Annotated in this window: 18 protein-coding genes and 1 pseudogene; 10 read left to right on the top strand and 9 right to left on the bottom strand. The window is 32.4% G+C overall.

Annotated features, from left to right (window positions below; translation table 11 throughout):
• The first annotated feature begins 345 nt into the window (after positions 1–345).
• On the top strand, positions 346–2,178 hold the full coding sequence (gene abc-f, locus CN925_RS18225) for a ribosomal protection-like ABC-F family protein (protein WP_098848254.1): 1,833 nt from the start codon (positions 346–348) through the stop codon (positions 2,176–2,178).
• Positions 2,179–2,264: 86 nt separating this feature from the next.
• Here abc-f and CN925_RS18220 read toward each other — a convergent pair whose 3' ends face one another.
• The 3 genes from CN925_RS18220 to CN925_RS18210 all read right to left on the bottom strand — a co-directional run bounded on the left by CN925_RS18220 (position 2,265) and on the right by CN925_RS18210 (position 4,753).
• Positions 2,265–2,843: a VanZ family protein gene (locus CN925_RS18220; protein ID WP_098848253.1), complete on the bottom strand. Its 579-nt coding sequence runs from the start codon at positions 2,841–2,843 to the stop codon at positions 2,265–2,267.
• An 85-nt stretch (positions 2,844–2,928) separates the two neighbouring features.
• Complete coding sequence (locus CN925_RS18215; RefSeq protein ID WP_142339250.1) at positions 2,929–3,303, bottom strand: hypothetical protein; 375 nt, start codon at positions 3,301–3,303, stop codon at positions 2,929–2,931.
• 631 nt (positions 3,304–3,934) lie between these two features.
• Complete coding sequence (locus CN925_RS18210; protein WP_098848251.1) at positions 3,935–4,753, bottom strand: YitT family protein; 819 nt, start codon at positions 4,751–4,753, stop codon at positions 3,935–3,937.
• Between the two features lie 165 nt (positions 4,754–4,918).
• On the opposite strand from CN925_RS18210, the gene exaC reads away from it, so the two are divergent.
• Positions 4,919–6,436, top strand: a complete 1,518-nt coding sequence (gene exaC / locus CN925_RS18205; RefSeq protein WP_098848250.1) for an acetaldehyde dehydrogenase ExaC — start codon at positions 4,919–4,921, stop codon at positions 6,434–6,436.
• Between the two features lie 948 nt (positions 6,437–7,384).
• A complete protein-coding gene (locus CN925_RS18200) occupies positions 7,385–7,657 on the top strand; it encodes a hypothetical protein (RefSeq protein ID WP_098848249.1) in 273 nt (90 codons plus the stop codon).
• A 138-nt stretch (positions 7,658–7,795) separates the two neighbouring features.
• Here the strand turns inward: CN925_RS18200 and CN925_RS18195 are convergent.
• Positions 7,796–8,171, bottom strand: a pseudogene (locus CN925_RS18195) (hotdog domain-containing protein).
• A gap of 126 nt (positions 8,172–8,297) precedes the next feature.
• Positions 8,298–8,624, bottom strand: a complete 327-nt coding sequence (locus CN925_RS18190; RefSeq protein ID WP_098848248.1) for a YnfA family protein — start codon at positions 8,622–8,624, stop codon at positions 8,298–8,300.
• Positions 8,625–8,894: 270 nt separating this feature from the next.
• Here CN925_RS18190 and CN925_RS18185 point away from each other — a divergent pair, with 270 nt between their 5' ends.
• Positions 8,895–10,235: a PQQ-dependent sugar dehydrogenase gene (locus CN925_RS18185; RefSeq protein WP_483295213.1), complete on the top strand. Its 1,341-nt coding sequence runs from the start codon at positions 8,895–8,897 to the stop codon at positions 10,233–10,235.
• A gap of 160 nt (positions 10,236–10,395) precedes the next feature.
• Positions 10,396–10,869 (top strand): NUDIX hydrolase, encoded by a 474-nt coding sequence (locus tag CN925_RS18180; RefSeq protein ID WP_098848246.1) that lies wholly within the window; start codon positions 10,396–10,398, stop codon positions 10,867–10,869.
• Positions 10,870–11,112: 243 nt separating this feature from the next.
• Here CN925_RS18180 and CN925_RS18175 read toward each other — a convergent pair whose 3' ends face one another.
• Positions 11,113–11,238: a GapA-binding peptide SR1P gene (locus CN925_RS18175; RefSeq protein ID WP_098848245.1), complete on the bottom strand. Its 126-nt coding sequence runs from the start codon at positions 11,236–11,238 to the stop codon at positions 11,113–11,115.
• 352 nt (positions 11,239–11,590) lie between these two features.
• Positions 11,591–12,787, bottom strand: coding sequence for an FAD-dependent monooxygenase (locus tag CN925_RS18170; RefSeq protein ID WP_098848244.1), 1,197 nt, complete (start codon positions 12,785–12,787; stop codon positions 11,591–11,593).
• Positions 12,788–13,073: 286 nt separating this feature from the next.
• Here CN925_RS18170 and CN925_RS18165 point away from each other — a divergent pair, with 286 nt between their 5' ends.
• Entirely contained in the window at positions 13,074–13,544 is a 471-nt protein-coding gene (locus CN925_RS18165) for a UPF0158 family protein (RefSeq protein ID WP_098848243.1), read from the top strand.
• 139 nt (positions 13,545–13,683) lie between these two features.
• On the opposite strand, the gene CN925_RS18160 is transcribed toward CN925_RS18165, so the two are convergent.
• Positions 13,684–14,241: a hypothetical protein gene (locus tag CN925_RS18160; protein WP_098848242.1), complete on the bottom strand. Its 558-nt coding sequence runs from the start codon at positions 14,239–14,241 to the stop codon at positions 13,684–13,686.
• Positions 14,242–14,412: 171 nt separating this feature from the next.
• On the opposite strand from CN925_RS18160, the gene CN925_RS18155 reads away from it, so the two are divergent.
• Positions 14,413–15,450 (top strand): M42 family metallopeptidase, encoded by a 1,038-nt coding sequence (locus CN925_RS18155; RefSeq protein WP_069034425.1) that lies wholly within the window; start codon positions 14,413–14,415, stop codon positions 15,448–15,450.
• A gap of 38 nt (positions 15,451–15,488) precedes the next feature.
• On the opposite strand, the gene CN925_RS18150 is transcribed toward CN925_RS18155, so the two are convergent.
• Positions 15,489–16,385, bottom strand: coding sequence for a L,D-transpeptidase family protein (locus tag CN925_RS18150; RefSeq protein ID WP_286138488.1), 897 nt, complete (start codon positions 16,383–16,385; stop codon positions 15,489–15,491).
• Positions 16,386–16,859: 474 nt separating this feature from the next.
• Here CN925_RS18150 and CN925_RS18145 point away from each other — a divergent pair, with 474 nt between their 5' ends.
• The 3 genes from CN925_RS18145 to CN925_RS18135 all read left to right on the top strand — a co-directional run bounded on the left by CN925_RS18145 (position 16,860) and on the right by CN925_RS18135 (position 22,393).
• On the top strand, positions 16,860–18,488 hold the full coding sequence (locus CN925_RS18145) for a glycoside hydrolase family 13 protein (RefSeq protein ID WP_098848240.1): 1,629 nt from the start codon (positions 16,860–16,862) through the stop codon (positions 18,486–18,488).
• A gap of 381 nt (positions 18,489–18,869) precedes the next feature.
• Positions 18,870–20,606: an ABC transporter ATP-binding protein gene (locus CN925_RS18140; protein ID WP_098848239.1), complete on the top strand. Its 1,737-nt coding sequence runs from the start codon at positions 18,870–18,872 to the stop codon at positions 20,604–20,606.
• Positions 20,606–22,393, top strand: a complete 1,788-nt coding sequence (locus CN925_RS18135) for an ABC transporter ATP-binding protein (RefSeq protein ID WP_098848238.1) — start codon at positions 20,606–20,608, stop codon at positions 22,391–22,393. The genes CN925_RS18140 and CN925_RS18135 overlap by 1 nt, the downstream gene beginning before the upstream one ends.
• Positions 22,394–22,449: the final 56 nt, after the last annotated feature.

Here is a 22,449-nt window from a genome sequence, read left to right as displayed (position 1 = left end):
CACTATGTACAATATCCGATAACTTTTTAAGCTAACGAATTTTATAGCAAAAAAGTACTCTGCCTGAAATCAGAGAAATTGGATAAGTCTGTCTATTTATGAGCCTATACGAATATTAAATTAATCCATTGAATAAAAACATGGTTTATTTATTATTTCATTTCATTTGAAGTATAAACTCACGTATATTTTTTCATATATACATGGCTTATTAAATTACATCCAATACACACAGGCAGATACTGCTTGTGTGTTTTTTATTTTTCTCTCATTAAAAAATACTTTCGAAAACAGATCGAATTTTTTAAGCAGAGTGATCGATTAAAATCGGATGGAGTGAAGTATATGTTTATTATAAAAGCATCGAATATAGAAATAGAGTTAAATGGAAAAACAATTTTTAATAATGGAAACTTAGACATAAAAGAAGGTGAAAGGGTAGCATTAATTGGTGAAAATGGAGTTGGGAAGTCAACATTTATTAATGCACTTTTAGGTAATATTCCATTAAAAAAAGGAATGCTACAAATTCATTATTCAAAAGATGAAATTGGATGGCTTTTAACTGATGAAGAGAATCAACAAAACCTTTCAGCAAGAGAAGTAGTTGAATCGTTTGATCAAGAGAGATTTTTAATCAAAAAGAATTTAGAAAAGTATTTACGTGACTTGTCAAATGAAGAAAATCTTGCAAAATATAACGAGAGTTTAAGCAACTATTTAGAATTAGACGGCTATGATTGGGAAACGAAAATTGATCAAATTCTTAAGAAATTTCAATTACCGCAATCGTTATGGGATATCCCATTCAGTCATTTAAGTGGTGGACAAAAAACAAAAGTCAAATTAGCAAAAGTAATGTTGAAAAAACCTAAGCTATTAATTTTAGATGAACCAACAAATCATTTAGACACTGAGTCGATCCAATGGTTAACAGAATGGTTACAGAACTATAAAGGTAGTGTCCTTTTTATTTCACATGAACGACAATTTATTGATGACGTAGCGACTGTAACTGTTGAATTAACTGAAAGTGGTACCTTTAAGTATAATGGTGGCTATTCAGCATACAAAATACAAAAAGAGCATGAGAGAAAAACTCAGCAAGCACAATTTGAAAAACAAGAAGCGGAAAAGAAAAAACTTATCGAAACAATAAATCAATATAAACAATGGTTTACAAGTTCACATAATGCGGCTAGTGAACGTGATCCTTTTGCTAAGAAAAAAGCGGCAAAAAACGCATTAAGATTTAAATCAAAAGAAAAGGATTTAGAACGATTAGAAAAAAGAAAAGTAGAAAAACCAAAGGAAGTTAAAACAATTTCAGCGAGCTTTGAAAATGATTCATTTTCAGCAAAACAAATGATTACATTTGAAAAAGTTGATTTTTCATATGATGAAAAATCGTTATTTAATCAAGTTGATTTTATTTTAAATCGAGAAGATCGATTAGCTGTAATAGGAAAAAATGGTTCTGGTAAATCAACATTTTTAAAATTATTAACAGGATTAATCATTCCTAATAATGGGTGTGTAAGACATAATCCTCAATTAAAAATAGGTTATTTTATGCAGGAACTTGAAGCATTAAATGAGGATTCAACAATTTTAAATGAAATATTATCACTACCAAATTTGACTGAAACAGAAGCAAGAACAATTTTAGCATGTTTCCTTTTTAGAAGAGAAGATGTATACAAACAAATAGCGGAACTTAGTATGGGAGAAAAATGCAGAGTCGCTTTTGTAAAACTATATTTTTCAGATTCAAACCTACTTGTACTTGATGAGCCGACAAACTATTTAGACATTCACACAAGAGAAAGAATTGAAGAAGCTTTAGCATCTTATCCTGGGGCTGTAGTTGTAGTATCACATGATCCATATTTACTAAAAAAGGTCTCAAATCGTGTAATCCATATTGAAAACGGGAATCTATATGAATTCAAAGGCTCTTTTGCAGAATGGAACGGTAGACAAAGCATCTCAAATGATCAACAAACATTATTAAATGAACGAATTAAGCTACAACTAGAAATAGCTGCAATAAATGCAGAAGAAAAAGAAACAGATGAAGAAAAGAAAGCTCAAATTTCAAAAATCGTTAAATTACAAAAGGAACTAGATGGAATAAATGAGAGGTTAGTTGTAGATTTAAAAGGGAAATCAATATAAGTTATTGCATAGTGTGTAATCTTTATAATAATCGCCTAAGAATGTTGGTAAAAACATTCTAGGCGTTTATTAAATTAGATCACTTCTCAAGCATTATAAATATGTTTTAATAGCGAGTTTAATTTTATATTAGCTTTTTTTATTATTAGCTTAAATAGAAAAGAAAATAATTTGAATAGACTATATCCAATTAAAGTACCTATAAAATTAAATATGAGGTCATTTATATCAACAACTCTAAAAGAGAAACCATTAAGTAGTCCAATAATTCCTTGCAAAGACTCAATTATGATCCCTAACAATAATCCTACTATGGCTATTTTTGTTAATGTACTTTTTGTAATAAAAGGAAGTCCGAATCCAAATGGAATTGTCATCAAGACATTAAGTATAGAAGTCTCAAAATCATCCTTTGTAAGGTGTATAAGAGGAACTAGATTCAAATTCCATGCTTGTAACCCAAACATATTCCTGTATGTTTGAGATAGATAGATTGGAAATTGAGAGTATTTTAAAACATAACATAAATAGATAAACATAATAGAGAAGAAAAATAAATACACAATATCTTTTTTGAATTTTATCTTTAATACAAATAGTATCATTAATAATATCAATATAGATCCATACAAAATCCATCCATTGAAATCGATCATCTTTTTCATTTTGAGAATCCCCTCCAAAATAAACCGTATAAGAGATTGATTTTTATGACTTATAAATATTTTTGAATGTTTTAAATATATTTTTCTAATTTTTTAGTGTACCAGAACCTTTGATATTATTACCGTCGTCTAAACCATTCACTCTTGTAATTATTAAATAATATTTAGTTCCACCACCTACTGATTTAAACTTTCCTGAAAAATTACTACCTACTTTTGCTTTAACAGATCCAAAGCTATTACCAGAAGTTGCATTCCAAAGAGTAAACAATAAATCAGTAGGAGTGGTTTTAGCACCTGCATCTTTACTGAAAACATAAGTAGAACCATTAAAAGCTACTGTACCTGCATCCAGTTTGTGATAAGCTGCATTTACTCTTCCATCTAAATAAACTTTATTCATCTGGAAATTGAAGATACTTGTACTAGCTAATGCAGGGATAGTAAAAACTAGACTCAACAATGATACTGATATGCATGAAAATAACATTGTTTTCAGATTTTTTATTAAATTAGCGCTCCTTTTGTTGTAATAATATTAAACTTCTAAACTGATGGACAATCTAAAAAATATGATTTTGAACTATTAGTATTGTGAGATTCAAGTCACATAAGAGTAGAAAGGTGAAATGTAACCAATGCTACAAATACATTCGGATAACAGCAAGTGTTGCATGTAGCTTTCTGAAATAAGTGAGTTAAAGGATACAAAAGCCTAAGGGTAGAGAATTACCTGTTGATGGAGATAATCAAGTGATCTGTGGCAAAGAATATGAAGGGTTTAAACAAGAAGTTGTTATAAAATTAATTGTTTTTTGTCGCACCTCCTTCTCAAAGTTATAACGATTTACAATTTGACTTTACCATTTATTTCATATAAAAACGGTTAAAGATGTTACAAACTGTTGAAATATACTAACGATTTTAAAAAACAGACAAAACTGCATAAAAAAAACAATGACTTATTAGCCATTGATTAGTGGTGTCGAAAATGATGTGCGACCATAAAGCGAAAGCAATTTAAAAGAAAAAAACAAATCACTTAAGTTTGATTACTTAAAGCGATTTGTTTTTTTATTTACTTAAATCTTTTATCCTGCTTTCAACACGTCATTTACATCATGTATTACGACAAATGCTTTTGGATCAATTGTATGAATTATTTTTTTTAGTTCAAATAGTTCTTTATTATTAAGAATAATATATAAGGACTCTTTTCTTAAGCCAGAGAAGTGGCCTTTTGCAGGATAAATCGTTACTCCTCGATTCATTTCGTTTGATACGATTTGGGCAATTTCATTCGCTTGGTCGGATATAATCGTAATCGCTTTTTTAGGATTTAATCCTTCCATGATAAAATCCATAACTTTAATACCAATATAAATAGAAATTACAGTATATAAAGTCTTTTCAAAGCCGATTACAAAATAACCACCTAAAACGACGATTAGATCAAATAATAGTAAAGATTTACTAATACTCCACCCAAAGGATTGATGAACCATTTGAGCAAGTACTGTAGAACCACCTGTTGTACCCCCCGCACGAAAGACAATTCCTAAACCTAGACCAATTAAAACACCAGCAAAAATAGTGCCTAGTAAAGTTTCGTTTGTTGGTACGCCATAACCGTCCGTAATACGTAAGAAAAATGAAATTGCTACTATGGAAATAACTGTATATATGATTAGTTGTTTCTTTAAATATTTATATCCAATTATTAACAAGGAAGCATTTAAAACAAAATATACGACATCAGGTGACCAATTAAATAAATAATAAGTAATCATCGTAATGCCGGTAAAGCCACCCTCAGCTAATTTATTCGGTATAGCAAAGAAGTTAACACCAACTGCAAATATAGCTGACCCAACAAGGAGATATAAAATATCTAGGAAGTTTTTACGCACAGTGACCCCTCATTTTCTAACAGATTTTTTCACTTCTATCATTCTACCTAATAATTCGTTATGAATCAAAAAAATTTTCCAAATTAAACGATCTATTTATTAGTCATAGATCGTTTCACATGTTCATAGGCTTATAAAGAGACAAGCTAATAAGGAGGAATCATTATGGTTTACGCAACACCTGGAAAATCTGGTTCATTAATTACGTTTAAAAATCGTTATGACAATTTTATTGGTGGGGAATGGGTAAGGCCAGTAAGGGAACGGTATTTCGGAAATGTATCGCCTGTAACTGGACAAGTCTTTTGTGAGGTAGCTAGATCGACTTCAGAAGATATCGAAAAAGCACTTGATGCGGCACACAGTGCAAAAGGTAAATGGGGGAGAATGTCAGTAACTGAGAGGGCAAATATTTTACATAAGATTGCTGATCGTATGGAAGAGAATAAAGAATATCTTGCAATCGCTGAAACTTGGGAAAATGGTAAACCTGTTCGTGAAACTTTAGCTGCAGATATTCCATTAGCAATTGATCATTTCCGTTATTTTGCCGGTTGTATCAGATCGCAAGAAGGATCACTCGGTGAACTTGATGGTGATACAGTTGCATATCATTATAAAGAGCCATTAGGAGTTGTCGGTCAGATTATACCTTGGAATTTCCCAATTTTAATGGCTGTTTGGAAACTTGCTCCAGCACTAGCTGCGGGGAATTGTGTTGTTTTGAAACCGGCTGAGCAAACGCCAACTTCTGTGTTAGTTTTAATGGAACTAATTCAAGATTTATTGCCACCTGGAGTTGTTAACATTGTAAACGGATTTGGACTTGAAGCGGGTAAACCATTAGCTTCAAGTGATCGAATTGCGAAAATTGCATTTACTGGTGAAACTTCAACTGGGCGACTGATTATGGAATATGCTTCAAAGAATTTAATTCCTGTTACATTAGAATTAGGTGGTAAATCTCCTAATATATTCTTTGAAGATGTAGTAGACAATGAAGAGTTTTTCGATAAAGCACTTGAAGGGTTTACGATGTTTGCCTTAAATCAGGGAGAAGTATGTACATGTCCATCAAGAGCACTAATTCATGAATCAATTTATGAAGAATTTATGGATAGAGCAATAAAACGAGTGAAAGCGATTAAACAAGGAAATCCATTGGATCCTCAAACAATGATTGGCTCCCAAGCTTCTCAAGAGCAATTGAATAAGATCTTATCTTATTTTGAAATTGGAAAGAATGAAGGGGCAGAAGTTTTAGTTGGCGGTAGTCGCAATGTTCTTGATGGAGAATTGAAAGATGGTTTTTATGTAAACCCTACTGTTTTTAAAGGGAACAATAAAATGAGAGTATTCCAAGAAGAAATTTTTGGTCCTGTTGTCTCGGTCACTACATTTAAAACAAAAGAAGAGGCATTGGAAATCGCTAATGATACATTATATGGATTAGGGGCGGGTGTATGGACTCGTGATATGGATACGGCTTATCGATTCGGACGCAACATCGAAGCAGGTCGAGTTTGGGTAAACTGTTATCATGCATATCCTGCTCATGCTGCTTTTGGTGGCTATAAAAATTCAGGAGTAGGTCGTGAAACGCATAAAATGATGTTAGACCACTACCAAAATACAAAGAATTTGCTTGTCAGTTATTCACCGAGTAAACTAGGATTCTTTTAAAATCTTTTTCACTCCAGTATTTATTTACTGGAGTGTCAGACTGTTGAAATATTTTGTTGTCAATATAGAACAACAGAAGTCTCAGTATATATTATTTAAGCAAAAATTTGAAAGGTTNNTCATAACAGGTTCATGAGGAAGTAAGCTAGTGAAAATTTGAAAGATACTTCCTCATAAGCGGTTCATGAGGAAGTAAACTAGTGAAAATATGAAAGGTACTTCCTCATAAGCGGTTCATGAGGAAGTAAACCAACGAAAATATGAAAGATACTTCCTCATAAGCGGTTCATGAGGAAGTAAACTAGTGAAAATTTGAAAGGTATTTCATCATAAGCGGTTCATGAGGAAGTAAACCAACGAAAATATGAAAGATACTTCCTCATAAGCGGTTCATGAGGAAGGAAACCAACGAAAATATGAAAGGTACTTCCTCATAAGCGGTTCATGAGGAAGTAAACCAGCGAAAATATGAAAGATACTTCCTCATAAGCGGTTCATGAGGAAGGAAACCAACGAAAATATGAAAGATACTTCCTCATAAGCGGTTCATGAGGAAGTAAACCAGCGAAAGTTTGAAAGTTTCTTACTCATGACTGGTTTTAGTGGAAATCAACCAAAAATTAGCGTAACTCCAGTATTTATTTACTGGAGTCAGACTGTTGACAAACGCTCGCTTTCTTCGTTGCTTCGCCGGTCTGCGATGCTCATTACCGTCTAAGGTAACTCCGCTCCTCACCAGGCTTCGCGCCTCGAAAGACAAGCGCTTGCAATCAGTCTGAAAATCAGATTTTTTGTACTTTGTCTACACACTGACTCCAGTATTTTTTTACTGGAGTGTTTTTTTAAATAGAAAAAATACATTAAAATAATAAAATTCGAAAATCCATACATAAAAACTAGTAGTTATTTATTATGTTTAATAAAAAGTATAAATTGGAGGGACTAAATATGTTAGATCTAGCAATCTATGTATTGATCATGATAGTACTGTATAGTTTCATTCAATTATATTTAAACCAAAAGTGGAAGTTAATTTATACTACGTATGGTTATGAAAACTATTTTATGATTATAGGGAAATTGAAGAAGAATGGGATTGAGTACAAGACAAAACTACCGATGAATTTTAGCGGTAGGAGATTTAATGAAAATACTCAATATGATATATATGTAAAAAAAGATTTAGAACATTTGGCATTACAGTCATTATATCAAAATTAATAAGGAATCAATTGTAGGATGTTCGAGTTCTGAGACTATGGCCATAAAATGTGAACAATGTCTTAGCACTTCTCCAATTGGAGTCGGACATCCTTCATTTAGTTGCTAGAAAAGAAGAATGCTAGTTGGTTTCCTTTGTTATAATATTACTCCCGCAAAGCTCCCACTTAATACTTGTTTTTTATTCTGATTTGTACATAAGAAAGATGACATGATCGATATTCTATTCTCTTTTCTTTCATATTTCTAAAATTGTAACTTCACATGTTATTGTATCACCAGAGTAAACTGGTCTTAAAAATTCGAAATTTACCGTTCGTGCTAATACGTTGTGATCTCCACCTATTTTAGTTGGTAAAGTTGCAGTCAACAATCCTTGAATGACAAGCCTTCCTTGTTCATCAGGCGTAATATGGTGTGCGCCTGTATCACCAGAAACTTTCGTAAACAATTCAACGTCTTCTACCGTAAAAGTACGTTCGAATGTAATCATATCGCCTACTTGTATTGACAATTTTTTTCCTCCTTAATCATAAAAAAATTAATTTTCTTAATTAAATAGTTCAATTTCTTATTGTACTATCCTTCAAAATCGCTAAATAAAAACCGTTTTGCTGTTTTATTGCATTACGAAAGGGTTTTAATTACGAGGTGCCCATAAAATGACAGTCACACCGATTAAACAAATTGCTGCTCCGATCCAATCATATAAATCAGGTGATTTTTTATCAACACCCCAGCCCCATAAAATTGAAAGAACGATAAATACGCCTCCATAAGCAGCGTAAACTCTACCGAACGATGGGAAAATTTGGAACGTTGCAATGACACCATAAACTGCCAAAATAAACCCACCGATTAAACCTAAATAAGCAGATTGACCTTCTCTTAACCATAACCATATAAGGTATCCTCCGCCAATTTCAGCTAAACCGGCTAATACAAATATAAATATTGCAGTTATCAAAGTTACTTCTTCCTTTCTTTAAAAGACAAATGGTGAAAACATATGTACAGGCTTATACTCTATATTTTAACAATAAAGACGAAAAGAAACGATCATTCTATTTGAATCATTAAAAGCTTTTTATCGTGTTCTATTCGAAATGAATTGAGGTACTAATAGAACTATTCCAATCATAATTTTATAGAAGAAAATAATATGAAGGAGGTGTATCGATCGTTGATAAAAGTTAATTTACGTCCAATCGTTAGTAAGATTAATATACCAACCGTTATGAAGACAACTATTCTTCCAGTTGATTTTGTTGAAAGATTGTTTATAGCAACACAAGTAGGAGAGATTTTTTACATAGGAAATGGAGAAATCAAAACATTTTTAGATATTCGCCCCCGGGTACTAAAATTAGGTGAGTCTGGAGGCTATGATGAACGCGGCTTGCTTGGGTTAGCATTTCATCCTAATTTTTATCATAATGGGTTATTTTATCTACATTATTCAGTAGCTGGTTCTCAAGGGCCCGGTGCTCTTTCTAACTCTTTTAAACCTAATCCATGTGATCCTAAAACATTAAACTTGAAATGGGAAAATAGAAAAACTCAATATGACCATATTGATACAGTTGAAGAATGGGTATTACAATCAAATGCTCAGCCTCAGAAACGACGGACATTATTGAACATCCGAAGACCGTTTTCGAATCATAATGGACTTAACACCTTAAATTTTTCACCCGAAACAAGTAAACTTATTTTAACAACAGGAGATGGTGGATCAGGCTATGATCCATTTAACTTAAGCCAAGATAATTTGGAAATTGCGGGTAAAATCATTGAAATTGATGTAGATAAACATATAAACGGCAATAATCCACCAATTGTCACACGTTTTAATGAACTTCCAACAAGTATTCTAGAATCTCTCACAGTACTAGCTAAAGGGGTTCGTAATGTAACAGGAATTTCATTTCAAAAATTTTATAATCAATATATTAAATATATTGGAAATGTCGGGCAGGATTTGGTCGAGTCACTTTTTTCATTTGTTCAATATAAACCAATACCTGCTTCTTTTTTAGTCAATATGCATTCAGAATCTGAGATGGAAGGATTTATAAACTTCGGCTGGAGAGGATGGGAGGGTTCTTTTCCAACTTCGACAATAAAAGGATGCAATGAAAATGCAAATTTGGATGAGAAAACAATAGCTTATTACAATCAGGCAGTAACACTTTCAACAAGTCGTCTGCCACCTTTAACTAGTTATTTTCATAAAGATCCAAGACCAGATAAGTTTGAGGGAACTGCACTTACGGGAGTCCAGCCATATATGGGGAATGAAATACCTAGTTTAACTGGTAGCGTTTTGTTTACTGATTTGGTAAGAAAGGGCTCTCAAGCACAAGTTAAAGGGGTTTTAGCTTATACGAAATTAAGGTTAGATGGTAAACAAAGTGATTACAGTATCATACAAACAGATTATAACTTCGGATCACAACCGGCCTATTTTGTGGGTTTAGGATCGAATTTGAATCAAACAAAAATTTATTTAGCGGTTTATGGGTCTATGAAAGTGACGGATTTGAACATGGGTACGATTTTTGAGATATTACCGTGACTTTTAGTTAATTTATCCTATGCGAGTCTATAAACAACCACGGAGGAAATTTACATATCCCGTGGTTGTTTTATTTTTTTGAGTAAGTTAAATGGTCTAAAATGGGGTTATTTGGTAAAATTGAATTGGAAATAATCATCGTATATTGGGGAGGAATTAAGTGGGTTATATTATGGATTTAAGAAAAGTTGTAGGTAGCCGACCGATCTTAATGGCAGGTGCAAATGTTATCTTATTAGATTCACAAAGGAGAGTTTTATTACAATTAAGGAAAGATAATAAGACTTGGGGGTTACCTGGTGGTTCATTAGAGTTAGGTGAAAATTTAGAAGAAGTGGCTAAAAGAGAATTGAAGGAAGAAACTGGTCTAACAGCATTAAACATCGAGTTTTTTAACATTTTTTCTGGAAAAGAATTTTACTATAAATATCCTCATGGAGATGAGGTATATAATGTAATTGCGACTTATATATGTACTGAATATACTGGTCAATTAGAGAAGGAAGAAAGCGAAGTACTCGAGTTACGCTTTTTTAGTCTACACGACCTTCCAACAGAAATTAATCCACCCGAACTTCCTATTTTAAATGTGTTTAAGGATTCAATTAAACTTCATGATATGGAATGTAAATAAAAATAAACGTGGCAGTCCCCGAAGGTAGAATTCAGCCTTGAAATTTAAAAAAATAAAAAGCAAGAATGTTGATTTAACAGCATTCTTGCTTTTTTAATTTGACGTCTTTTTAATCAAACCGAGCTTTTTTAGAGAGCCTCTTTTTAAATTTTCAATAATCTATTAGTTGATATTTTGTTTAACCTTTAAAAATTAAGTATTTTATTTAAGGTCATGATGACAAAATAGTTTCTTTGTTCTATGTTATTTTTCAGTTGAAGTTACTGCTTCGTTTTTGCAGTTTTCGCAAGTTGAATAAATTTTCACTACTTTTTTATACTCCGCGTAATCAATAGTTTCTTCGCATTCTTTACAGATTAAAATTTGCATTAGAAACACCTCCTAAACCCACTATAACACGTTCAAATCACTATTTCTCCAGGGACTTTACCCACCCTGTGGACGTAAAATGTCCCAGTTGAAAAAACGTTGAAATAGCAAGGTTTTCAAGTGGGAATGTGCTAAAAAAAATTTTTTTCTCACGTTTAAAAAAAACGAAAAATAGAGGCTTGTGATTTTGATTCTGGTAACAATTTCGAACATGAGAAACAATTAACAAATTTGAAATTAAGAATAAATTTTTTCACAATAAAACTCACTATTCATTATGTATGCTAATTATTTAACGCTCAGAATTTATACTGAGCGCGGTTTCATTTAGTAAACTAAAAAATGTTATAGATTAATATTCTTTCAGTTCAATCTCTTTGGCAGCTTTAACGATCATTCTCGTAATCATTTTAAACATTGCATTCATTAAGATGGGAAAACGTAACATCGTATTGCGTAATAAAATTTTAAAGTTTGATTTTTCAACCAATCCTCCAGCTGATAAAAGCCCTATTTTTTGATTTTTTTCAACAAAATTTCGCATCTCTTTTTCATAGCATTTGAATGACCTGTTGTAATCACCATTAGCAGCTTTCAGCTCTCCTGCAAGTACATATGCTCCGACAAGCGCAAGGCTAGTACCTTGACCTGAAAGGGGAGAGGGACAATAAGCAGCATCACCAACTAAAGCAATTCGGCCATCTGACCATGTTGGCATGTGTATTTGACATACTTCATCAAAGTAAAAATCTGAAGCATGAATCAATTTTTTGAGCAAGTTCGGTGTTTCCCAGCCCTTAAGTTCTTCAAAAGCATTTTTAATCAGATTTTTTTGTTCTTCCGTATTATAGCGATCATACTGAAGTGGCTCGGATTGGAACACAAACATGCCTTTTGCTTCCGATTTATCATTTGCACTATACATTCCAACAGTTTTGCCCGGAACGGTATAAAGCATTTGAGAGTGATCTAGATTAAGATAATTTTCGAATTCGAAAATGGAGATATGACAACCAAGAGTACGTTTAAACTGATCTTCGTCACCAAATTTCAACGTACGTACGTTGGAATGGATTCCATCAGCCCCTATAATTAAATCAAATGTATCTGGTTTCGAATTAATAAAGTGAACTTCTACCCCTGTCATTGATTCATCTAGAGAGGTAATTGAATCTCCCCAAATATATGTAACTTTATCCTTGGTCAAATCGAACAAAATGGTACTAAGATCCTCACGCATAATTTCAATATCCATTCCGTGCTGATTACCTATACTTGCTTCGCTGATTTTACCTTTCACTTTACCTTTATCATTCACGAAGTAAACGCCAGTCATTTGTGTATCTAATGAACGAACTTGATCGAGAATACCCATTTTTTCAAGCACGGAAATTGCAGCGCCACGAATATCAACAGAGTATCCCCCAAGGCGTAATGCGGGTGCTCTTTCTACTACAGTCACTTCAAAACCATAGTGATTAAGCCAATATGCAAGGGCTGGCCCTGCGATGCTCGCTCCGGAAATAAGAACACGTTTTGGTTGCTTCATAATTATTTAATCACTCCTAATCTAAAAAAATAAACAACATAACAACAATATATTCACTGTTTTTTTACATATGTACTATCGTGAAATTTTGACAACGGTCCAATCTTTGCACAGCTAATTGTATTAAATATGCCAATACTATGAGGTGAATTAAGGCATTCCAATTTTTTTTAGTGAGTTTGAGTTTTTTTAGAAGGAAACTACTTTCATTACTAAACTATCAAGTATAATTATCTGTGTAACAAAACTGACTTGTCTTAAATTAAAAATAAGAAGGTGATTTATTATGTCAATTAAAGCAAAGTTAAGATATATAATTGAAGAAATGGAAATGCAAATGGATGGATATCGTTCATTTATTAAAATTAGTACTGGTGAAGTTTTTTCTGTTGCTGAAGAAGACCTTATTGATGCAGAAGATGGAAATCTGATAGATGATGATTTACAAGATTGGCAGATCGAAAATTTAGAGGTCGCAAATGAAATAGTGGAAAACTTTGAGGACTATAAAGAATTACCTTCAAAATATGAAATTGATGAATATAAAATGGTTAAAGACTTTTGTTTAACTGTTAATGATGTGAAAATACAAAACATTTTACTGATAACGATTGAAGGAAAAGGCGCATTTAGAAGGTTTAAGGATGCAGTGATAGAATTTGATCTTGAAATGGATTGGTATAGTTATCGTGACAGACGTTATAAAGATTTAGCGATTGTATGGTGTCAAACTAATGATATCGAGTACGTAGATTAAGAGTTAATTGATTTGTGCAGGGAATAACAGGAAGTTAAAGCAAAAAAATGAATCCCTTCAGCTAAATCTGAAGGGATATTAAACGTTTCCTTATGTAACTAGTTTGAACTAAGTGTCAGTTATTTTATAAGAATGTTCGTTAATTCGAAAGAGCCAATCTTTTAATAATCATTAAAGAGGTTTCAACCCATAACCAGCAATAAAGAAATGAAAATACTAAAATAATGAGAACTGTATAGATTGAAAAAGAATCAGAAATTCCCGGCCCTAAGACTGGAAAGTTGAATAGAAATAATAGGCTCGAAATACCTAGCGATAAAGCCATAGCTCCAACTGCAATGATCGATAATCTCTTTTTAAAGAAGTGAAAAGCAAGGCCTATTCCAAGTCCTAATAGTCCTGTTGTAAAAGGAAAGACAATTAGTTCAGTTGGCTGCAAGGTGAATAACAACATGATTGTTAGAATATAAGACTTTATTCCATTTGAAATAGAAAACATGGAACATAATAAAATTGGTGCGGTTGCGAGCGGACTTAACAATAATCCGATAGCTGGTAATAGGCCACCTGCAGCTTGAAACAGTGCAGAAATGCAAGCAAAAATAGAAACTAAAATAAATTTCTTAGTTTTATTTTGATTAGTAAATTTTAGTTGAAACAATCTGACCTTTTCAGTAATCGGTTTGAAAAAATACACATATTCACCTCATTTACTATACGATCTCTATCATTTATATGAGAATAATCGAATTGCAATACACTAATCATGTTAAGGCAGAATGATGAATGATTGATAACAAACATAAATAAATGTATGATAAATACGTTGAGAATTGCATGAAAATTTCAAAATTGAAGGGGAAAATCTATGAATATTAAAATTGATAAAGAATATGTGCTACAAACAGCAAAACAATTACTAGAATTTAATAGCCCAAGTGGTTTTTGCTTTGAAATTATGGAATTAATTCAGTCTTGGACAAATAGTTTAGGATATGATTTTGAAACGACTAATAAAGGTTGTGGCGTGATTACAATTCCTGGTAAAAGCAATGAGCAAGTTATTGGATTATCAGCACATGTCGATACATTAGGGGCAATGGTTCGATCAATTACAAGTAAAGGTACCCTAAAATTTACAATTATTGGTGGACCAATCGTACCAACGCTTGATAGTGAATATTGTCAAATTAGAACGCGTGAAGGAAAAATTTATACGGGTACATTTTTATCTACAAGTCCTTCAATTCACGTATTCGAAGATAGTAAAACAAAAAAACGTGACCCAGAAAATATGGAAGTTCGTATTGATGAATGCGTTAAGTCAAAAGAGGATGTATTAAATCTTGGCATTAGCCCAGGAGACTTTATCTTCTTCGATCCGAAAACGACAATTACAGAAAGCGGATTTATAAAATCAAGATTTATTGATGATAAAGCAAGTGTAGCCTGTTTAATTGGTTTACTTGAATTATTTAAAAGGGAAAAAATAGTTCCTACATATACAACAAAATTATTTATTTCAACGTATGAAGAAGTTGGACATGGTTCTTCTTATATCCCATCTGATATTACTGAATTAATTTCAGTTGACATGGGTTGTATCGGAGATGATTTAAGCTGTACTGAATATGATGTCTCGATTTGTGCAAAAGACTCTGGTGGACCATATGATTATAATATGACAACTGATTTAGTAAACTTAGCGAAGGAAAATGAGCTTAGTTATGCGGTAGATATTTATCCGATGTATGGTTCTGATACAGTTGCTGCTTTACGCGGGGGGCAAGATATTCGCGGAGCGTTAATTGGGCCAGGAGTTCATGCTTCTCATGGTATGGAAAGAACGCATTATAGCGCGATGGAAAATACGATGAAACTGTTGTACTTATATTTAACGAAATAATAAAGAGAAAAAAGCTGTTGATGGGTTCAACAGCTTTTTTAGTAATTTAGTTTTTGTACCCCATTTAAATGACTATCAGTACGAACCGCACCATTTATCTTTATATTTTTCTTTAATGTAAAAGTATAAAAATAGGCTGACACCAATTCCCGTTTTTTATCACGGAGTTTTTCGATTAATAATTTTTTTGTACCTGCCCCAACGACTCCATCAACTTCTAATCCATTAACTAGTTGAAAAGCTCTTACAGCTTGATCAGTTCCTTTAGCAAAATAACCATCAACACCATTTGTAGAGTATCCTAATTTTGTTAAAGTGTCCTGTAGCCATTCAACTTCTGAACCGACACTACCTAATTTTAAGCTAGTTGGAATATCTGTTGGTTTTGTTACAACAACACTATCAGATTCATCATCAAATAAATGATTTGCAATGGCTATATCTTGAAATGATTTAGTTGATGAGGTGATTAAAACAGTGGTATTTTTGTTAACACGATCAAATAACCACTCTACTTCCTCATCATACATTCTTACACAGCCGCTACTAGCATAAGTTCCGATTGAACTAGGGTTATTATTTCCATGGATTGCATAGGTTGTACCCCAAGTACCTCTAGCGTTTAAACCTAACCATCGATTACCAAGTGGGTTCTTTGGGTCACCACCAGGAATATGATCCTTATAGTAAGGACGATTTACAATTTTATTAACAATCTTAAATTTACCTTCAGGAGTTAAATCTTCACTTCTTCCTGTCGCAACTTTAAACTCTCTTACCAATTTACCATTCTCATAAAAAGCTAATCTATTAATCGTTTTATTAATAATGATAAATTGTGAAACAGGCTTTGCATCTGCAGCGTAAGATTGAACAAAAGTAGTGCTCAAAAATAAAAGAAGTACTAATAAAAAGTTAAAACAGCGCTTAAACAACATCTTCCCCCCAACAATATTAAAAAGTACATAGCTTTATATAGTATGATGGGATAGCTTGTCTTATCTAATAAAAATTCTAAATTAGGAAAAAAATAGTTTAATTGTATAACTGAAAAAATGGATATATCAATCTACTGATCAGGTTTACTATACATATAAACGTTGTTACTATTTATGAAGAAAAATGAAAATGTTTGCATAAATGATTAAACTTGTTAAAATAGAAAATGTAAGCGGTTAAATAGAACTTCGTATAAACATTTTCTATAAATAGAACAATTTATAGAACGATTTATAGAACGATTTATAGAACGAAAAAATGCACACGGTTGCACATTTTTAGAGAAGGTTTGAACACAGTCTAATTTCACGTACCGTATTAATGTATCTAGAAAAAATCAACTGAGTAACTTGTTTAAGTAGTAAAGATTAAAGATATTAATTTTTACAAAAATCTAGGAGGAAGTTTAAATGGAGAAAAAATGGTGGCATAATAGTGTAGTTTATCAAATATATCCTAGAAGTTTCATGGATAGCAATGGTGATGGAATAGGTGATTTAAAAGGAATAATCGAAAAGCTTGATTATTTAAAGCTTTTAGGAATAGACGTTATTTGGTTGAGTCCTGTATATAAATCTCCTAATGATGATAATGGTTATGATATTAGTGATTATTGTGACATTATGGAAGAGTTCGGTACGATGAATGATATGGATGAATTAATTTCTGAAGCGAATAATCGAGGGATTAAAATCGTAATGGATTTAGTTGTGAACCATACATCTGATGAGCATCCGTGGTTCATTGAATCTAGAAAGAGCAAAGACAATCCATATAGAGACTATTATATTTGGAGAGATCCTGTGAATGGAAGTGAACCAAATGACCTTCCTTCTGTTTTTAGTGGCAGTGCTTGGGAATATGATGAACAAACTGGTCAATACTTCTTGCATTTATTTAGTAAAAGACAGCCAGATTTAAACTGGGAGAATCCAAAAGTTCACGAAGAAGTATATAATATGATGAATTTTTGGCTTGATAAAGGAATTGGTGGGTTCCGAATGGATGTAATAGATTTAATTGGGAAAATTCCTGATCAAGAAATTACAGCAAACGGTCCAAAGCTACATGAATACTTACAAGAAATGAATAAAAAAACGTTTGGAAATCATGATGTACTGACCGTTGGTGAAACTTGGGGAGCAACTCCTGAAATTGCAAAGCTTTATTCAGATCCTGCCCGTAACGAATTAAGTATGATCTTTCAATTTGAGCATATCGGTCTTGATCAACAAGAAGGTAAAGAAAAATGGGATTTAAAGCCATTAAATTTGTTAGAGCTAAAAGAAGTCTTTCATAAGTGGCAAACTCAGCTTGATGGGAAGGCATGGAATAGCTTGTTTTGGAACAATCATGATTTACCAAGGATTGTTTCTAGATGGGGTAATGATCAGGAATATCGTATTGAAAGTGCGAAAATGCTTGCTACAATCCTTCATTTAATGCAAGGTACACCTTATATATATCAAGGTGAAGAAATTGGAATGACAAATATTCAATTTGAAAGCATTGATGAATATGACGATATTGAAACGAAAAATATGTATTATGACCGTATTGCAAAAGGGTATAAGCACGAAGACATAATGGAATCGATTTATACAAAAGGTAGAGATAATGCACGTACTCCAATGCAATGGAATGGCGAAAAGCATGGCGGTTTTACAAAAGGAAACCCTTGGTTAACAGTAAATCCGAATTTTACTAAAATAAATGTTGAACAATCGATAAATGACCCAGATTCAATTTTTCATCATTATCGAAAGCTAATCCAATTGCGAAAAGAAAACCCTGTTATTGTTTATGGTTCTTTTGAAATGCTTGCAAAAGATGATGAAAAAGTATTTGCCTATATAAGACAGTATAATGATGAAAAATTATTAATTGTAGCTAACTTTACAAATGAGGAATTAAAATTTAGTCATAAAGAGCGCTATGATGAAGTAAGTATACTATTAAGTAATTATAAAGATTCAAGTCTAACGGGTGTGAATAGTAGCTTAAGACCTTATGAAGCAGTTGTTTATAAAATTAAATAATTAAATTAATAAAAATAGTTTGACATTTTAAAGTACACTCGTATATGATAAGAATATCAAATAAGAAGGAGGTAGGTTAACATGATGATTGTAAGAAAATTAAACAAAAAAGCACCACATAATTTCATAATGATTATGAACCCTATCTCTACGCAGGACGGACCACGTTGAAACTTAGATTTCAAATGACGATCTAGCCATGGGTTTATATTCCCCATGGCTTTTTTGTGCCAATAATAAACAATACACTCTTGTTTGTTATAGGTCGAAACGTTTCTTTATGGCCATGGGATATGGAAAATAATCCCATGGTCTTTTTATTGTCAAAAAAAGTGGAGGGTTGCGTAGAGTTAGGTTAATTGATAACAGGGAGGTATAATTTTGTCTCGAATTTTAAAATATGTCTTTAGGCATAAGCTTTCATTTATTATTGGTTCAATTTCAATGATTTTAGTAATTGGCGTGGATCATTTCATTCCTTATTTACAAATGATTCTAATCGATGAGGGGATTACGAAAGGAAAAGCATCAATCGTAGTTCCGGTTATTGGCGGTATTATAGGTGTTACAATTATTAAATCAATTTTTGGTTATGTAAAAGAATATTTATATGACTTAGTCAGTTCAAAAGTACATGAAGATATAAAAAATGATATGTTCAAGCATATTCAAAGTTTTGAGTTTAAGTATTTTGACTCGATGAATACGGGAGAATTACTTTCGAGAATAAATGAAGATGTGGAAAATATATGGCAAACAATTGCGTTTGGACTAAGATTATTTATTGAAAATATTATTTATTTTACTGCTAGTACAGTGATCTTATTTTTGATTAATTGGCAGTTGGCACTAATCTGTTTAGCAATTATGATCCCAATTGGCTATATGGGTACACGTTTAAATCGCTTGCTTAATAAAGGTTACGGAAAAATTAGTGACCATACAGCTGAAATTAATACAACAGCGCAACAAAATATTGCGGGTGTAAGATTAGTTAAAGCATTTGCTAGAGAAAAGCACGAGACTTTGAAATTTTTGAAAATGAATCGTGGATATTATGATTTAAATATGGCTCAAGCTAAAACAATGCGTAAATATTTTCCTAGTATAGAATTCTTAACAAATATTGCGCTTGTAGCAATGATCATTATCGGTGGATATTTCGTTTTACAAAATAGTATGACTCTAGGTGAACTAGTTGCATTTAGTGGATATATTTGGAATTTAATTTGGCCGATGAGAATGTTAGGTTGGTTAACAGATGTACTTTCCAAAAACCAAGCTTCTGCGAAGAAGATTTTTGAAATTTTAGATCGTAAAACAGAAATTGAAAACAAGGAAGGTGCATATACACCTAATCTTGTTGACGGTTCAGTGGAATATAAAAATGTAAGTTTTAAATACAATGATGAAATGGTCTTAAAAGATATTAATCTATATATTCCAAGCGGAAGCAAAGTAGCTATTATGGGAACGACAGGTGCTGGGAAATCTTCAATTCTCCATCTAATTGGTCGCTCTTACGATGTAGCTGAAGGTGAAGTTCTAGTAGATGGCGTAAATGTGAAAGATTTTAATCTGACATCATTACGTCAAAATATGTCTCTAGTTTCTCAAGATACATTCCTTTTCTCAGATACAATTGAAAACAATATTAAACTAGGAAACCCAGAAGCTACAATGGAGGAAATCCGTGAAGCTTGCCGTATTGCTTGCTGTCTAGACTTTATTGAAGATCTAGAAGAAGGCTTCAATACGGAAATTGGTGAACGAGGAATTGGTTTATCTGGTGGTCAAAAACAGCGTATTTCAATTGCTCGCGCATTATTAAGAAATGCTCCAATCTTAATTTTAGATGATGCAACTTCTGCTCTTGATATGGAAACGGAGTATGAATTATTACACAATTTAAATAAACGTTTCTCACATAGTACAACATTTATCATTGCACACCGTATTTCAGCTGTAAAAAATGCCGATGTCATCTTATTTGTTGAAAATGGAGAAATAGTAGAAAAAGGAAATCATAAACAATTACTTGATAAAAAAGGAAGATACTTTGAAGTCTACGAAGAACAATTCAAAGATTTTGAAACAGTAGAAAGCGGGGTGTTATAATGGCACAAAATACGATAAATCGTGATGAAGACCAACTAAATCGGAGTAAAACCGAGCTTATTCTTAGGCTCGGGACTTATTTAAAACCTTATAAATTAAAAACATTTACCGTTATTTGTTTAATGTTATTTGTAATGGTAATTGGAATATTAAACCCATATTTATTAAAAGTAGCGATTGATACAAATATTAAAAATCACGATGTAAAAGGGCTAATAATGATCGGAGTTGTATTATTAGCACTAAATTTCTTAGCAATGATTGCTTCAAAAATACGCTGGACGATGATTAGCTCGGTGACGAATAATATTTTAGTCAATATTCGTCACGAGCTTTACACTCATATTCAAAAACTCTCATTTACGTTTTTTGATAATCGTCCAGTAGGAAAAATTTTGGCTCGTGTAATGGGGGATATTAGTGCTCTCCAAAATTTATTCAACCAAAGTATTCAAACATTAATTCCGGAATTACTAAGCTTAGTTTGTGTTACAGTCGTAATGTTTTTTTTAAATGTTAAACTTGCAATCGCATCAGTATCAATTCTTCCATTTTTAGCAGTTGCTATGTTTTATATTGAAACACGCGCACGTAAAAGATGGGATGATTACAGAAAGAAACGCTCAAATTTAATTGCGTTTATACATGAAGATTTTTCAGGAATAAAAGTAGTTCAATCCTTTGCGAAAGAAAAAGATAAAGAAAAGGACTTCAAAGAAAAAGTTTCTCAATTAATGGGATCATTCATGAGAGCGGTAAAAATGAATGACTTTTTCTGGCCACTAGTTGAGCTATCATGGGGTGTTGGTACAGTAATTGTATTTTATGTTGGATATAAGCTTGTAACTAGTCAAGAAATTGAAGTTGGAACGCTAATCGCATTTTCAATGTATATTGGCATGTTCTGGCGTCCAATTATGAACTTATCAAACTTTTATAATACATTAATATCAAACTTCTCGGCAGCTGATCGTATTTTTGACATTATGGATATTGATCCAGAAATTATTAGTGAAGAAGATGCACCTCCAATTGGACGAATTAATGGTGAAGTTCAATTTAGAAATGTCACTTTTGGTTATGATGAAAACTCTACAGTCCTAAACAATGTAAATTTCACAATTAATCCTGGTGAAAAAATTGCATTAGTAGGTGCAACCGGAGCAGGGAAAACAACGATTGTTTCACTGTTAAGTCGTTTCTACGATCCTTTAAAAGGTGAAGTTTTAGTAGATGGAAATGATATTAAAAAAGTAGACTTAGAATCTTTTAGAAGTCAAATGGGAATTATGCTGCAAGATACATTCCTATTCTCAACATCAATTATGGAAAATATTCGATACGGTAAATTAAATGCTACAGATGAAGAAGTAATAGCTGCAGCCAAAGCAGTCCACGCACATGACTTTATTATTAAAATGGAGAATGGCTATGATACGAATGTAAACGAGAGGGGCTCAAGACTTTCATTAGGTCAAAGACAATTAATCTCTTTTGCTCGTGCTCTACTAGCTGATCCAAGAATTTTGATATTAGACGAAGCAACTTCAAATATCGATACACATACAGAGAAGCTTGTTCAAAATGGGATCGAAAAGCTATTAGAAGGTCGTACTTCTTTTGTTATTGCCCATCGATTATCAACAATTCGTGACTGTGACAAAATTATGGTAATCGGAAACGGAAATGTTGAGGAAAGCGGTACACATGAAGAGTTATTGGCATTAAAAGGACATTATTATAAGCTATACATGGCGCAATATAGCTTCATTAATGATGGAGCATAATTGAACTGTTTTAATTAGACTGGGGGTTGCCTCAAAAGTCAGGTTAACTGACTTTT

The sequence above is a fragment of the Bacillus sp. AFS055030 genome (genome assembly GCF_002574545.1).
In the GTDB taxonomy this organism is placed as follows: Bacteria; Bacillota; Bacilli; order Bacillales; family Bacillaceae_G; genus Gottfriedia.
The sequence above is the reverse complement of the archived record's forward strand: the minus strand, read 5'-3'. Positions and strand labels throughout refer to the sequence as shown.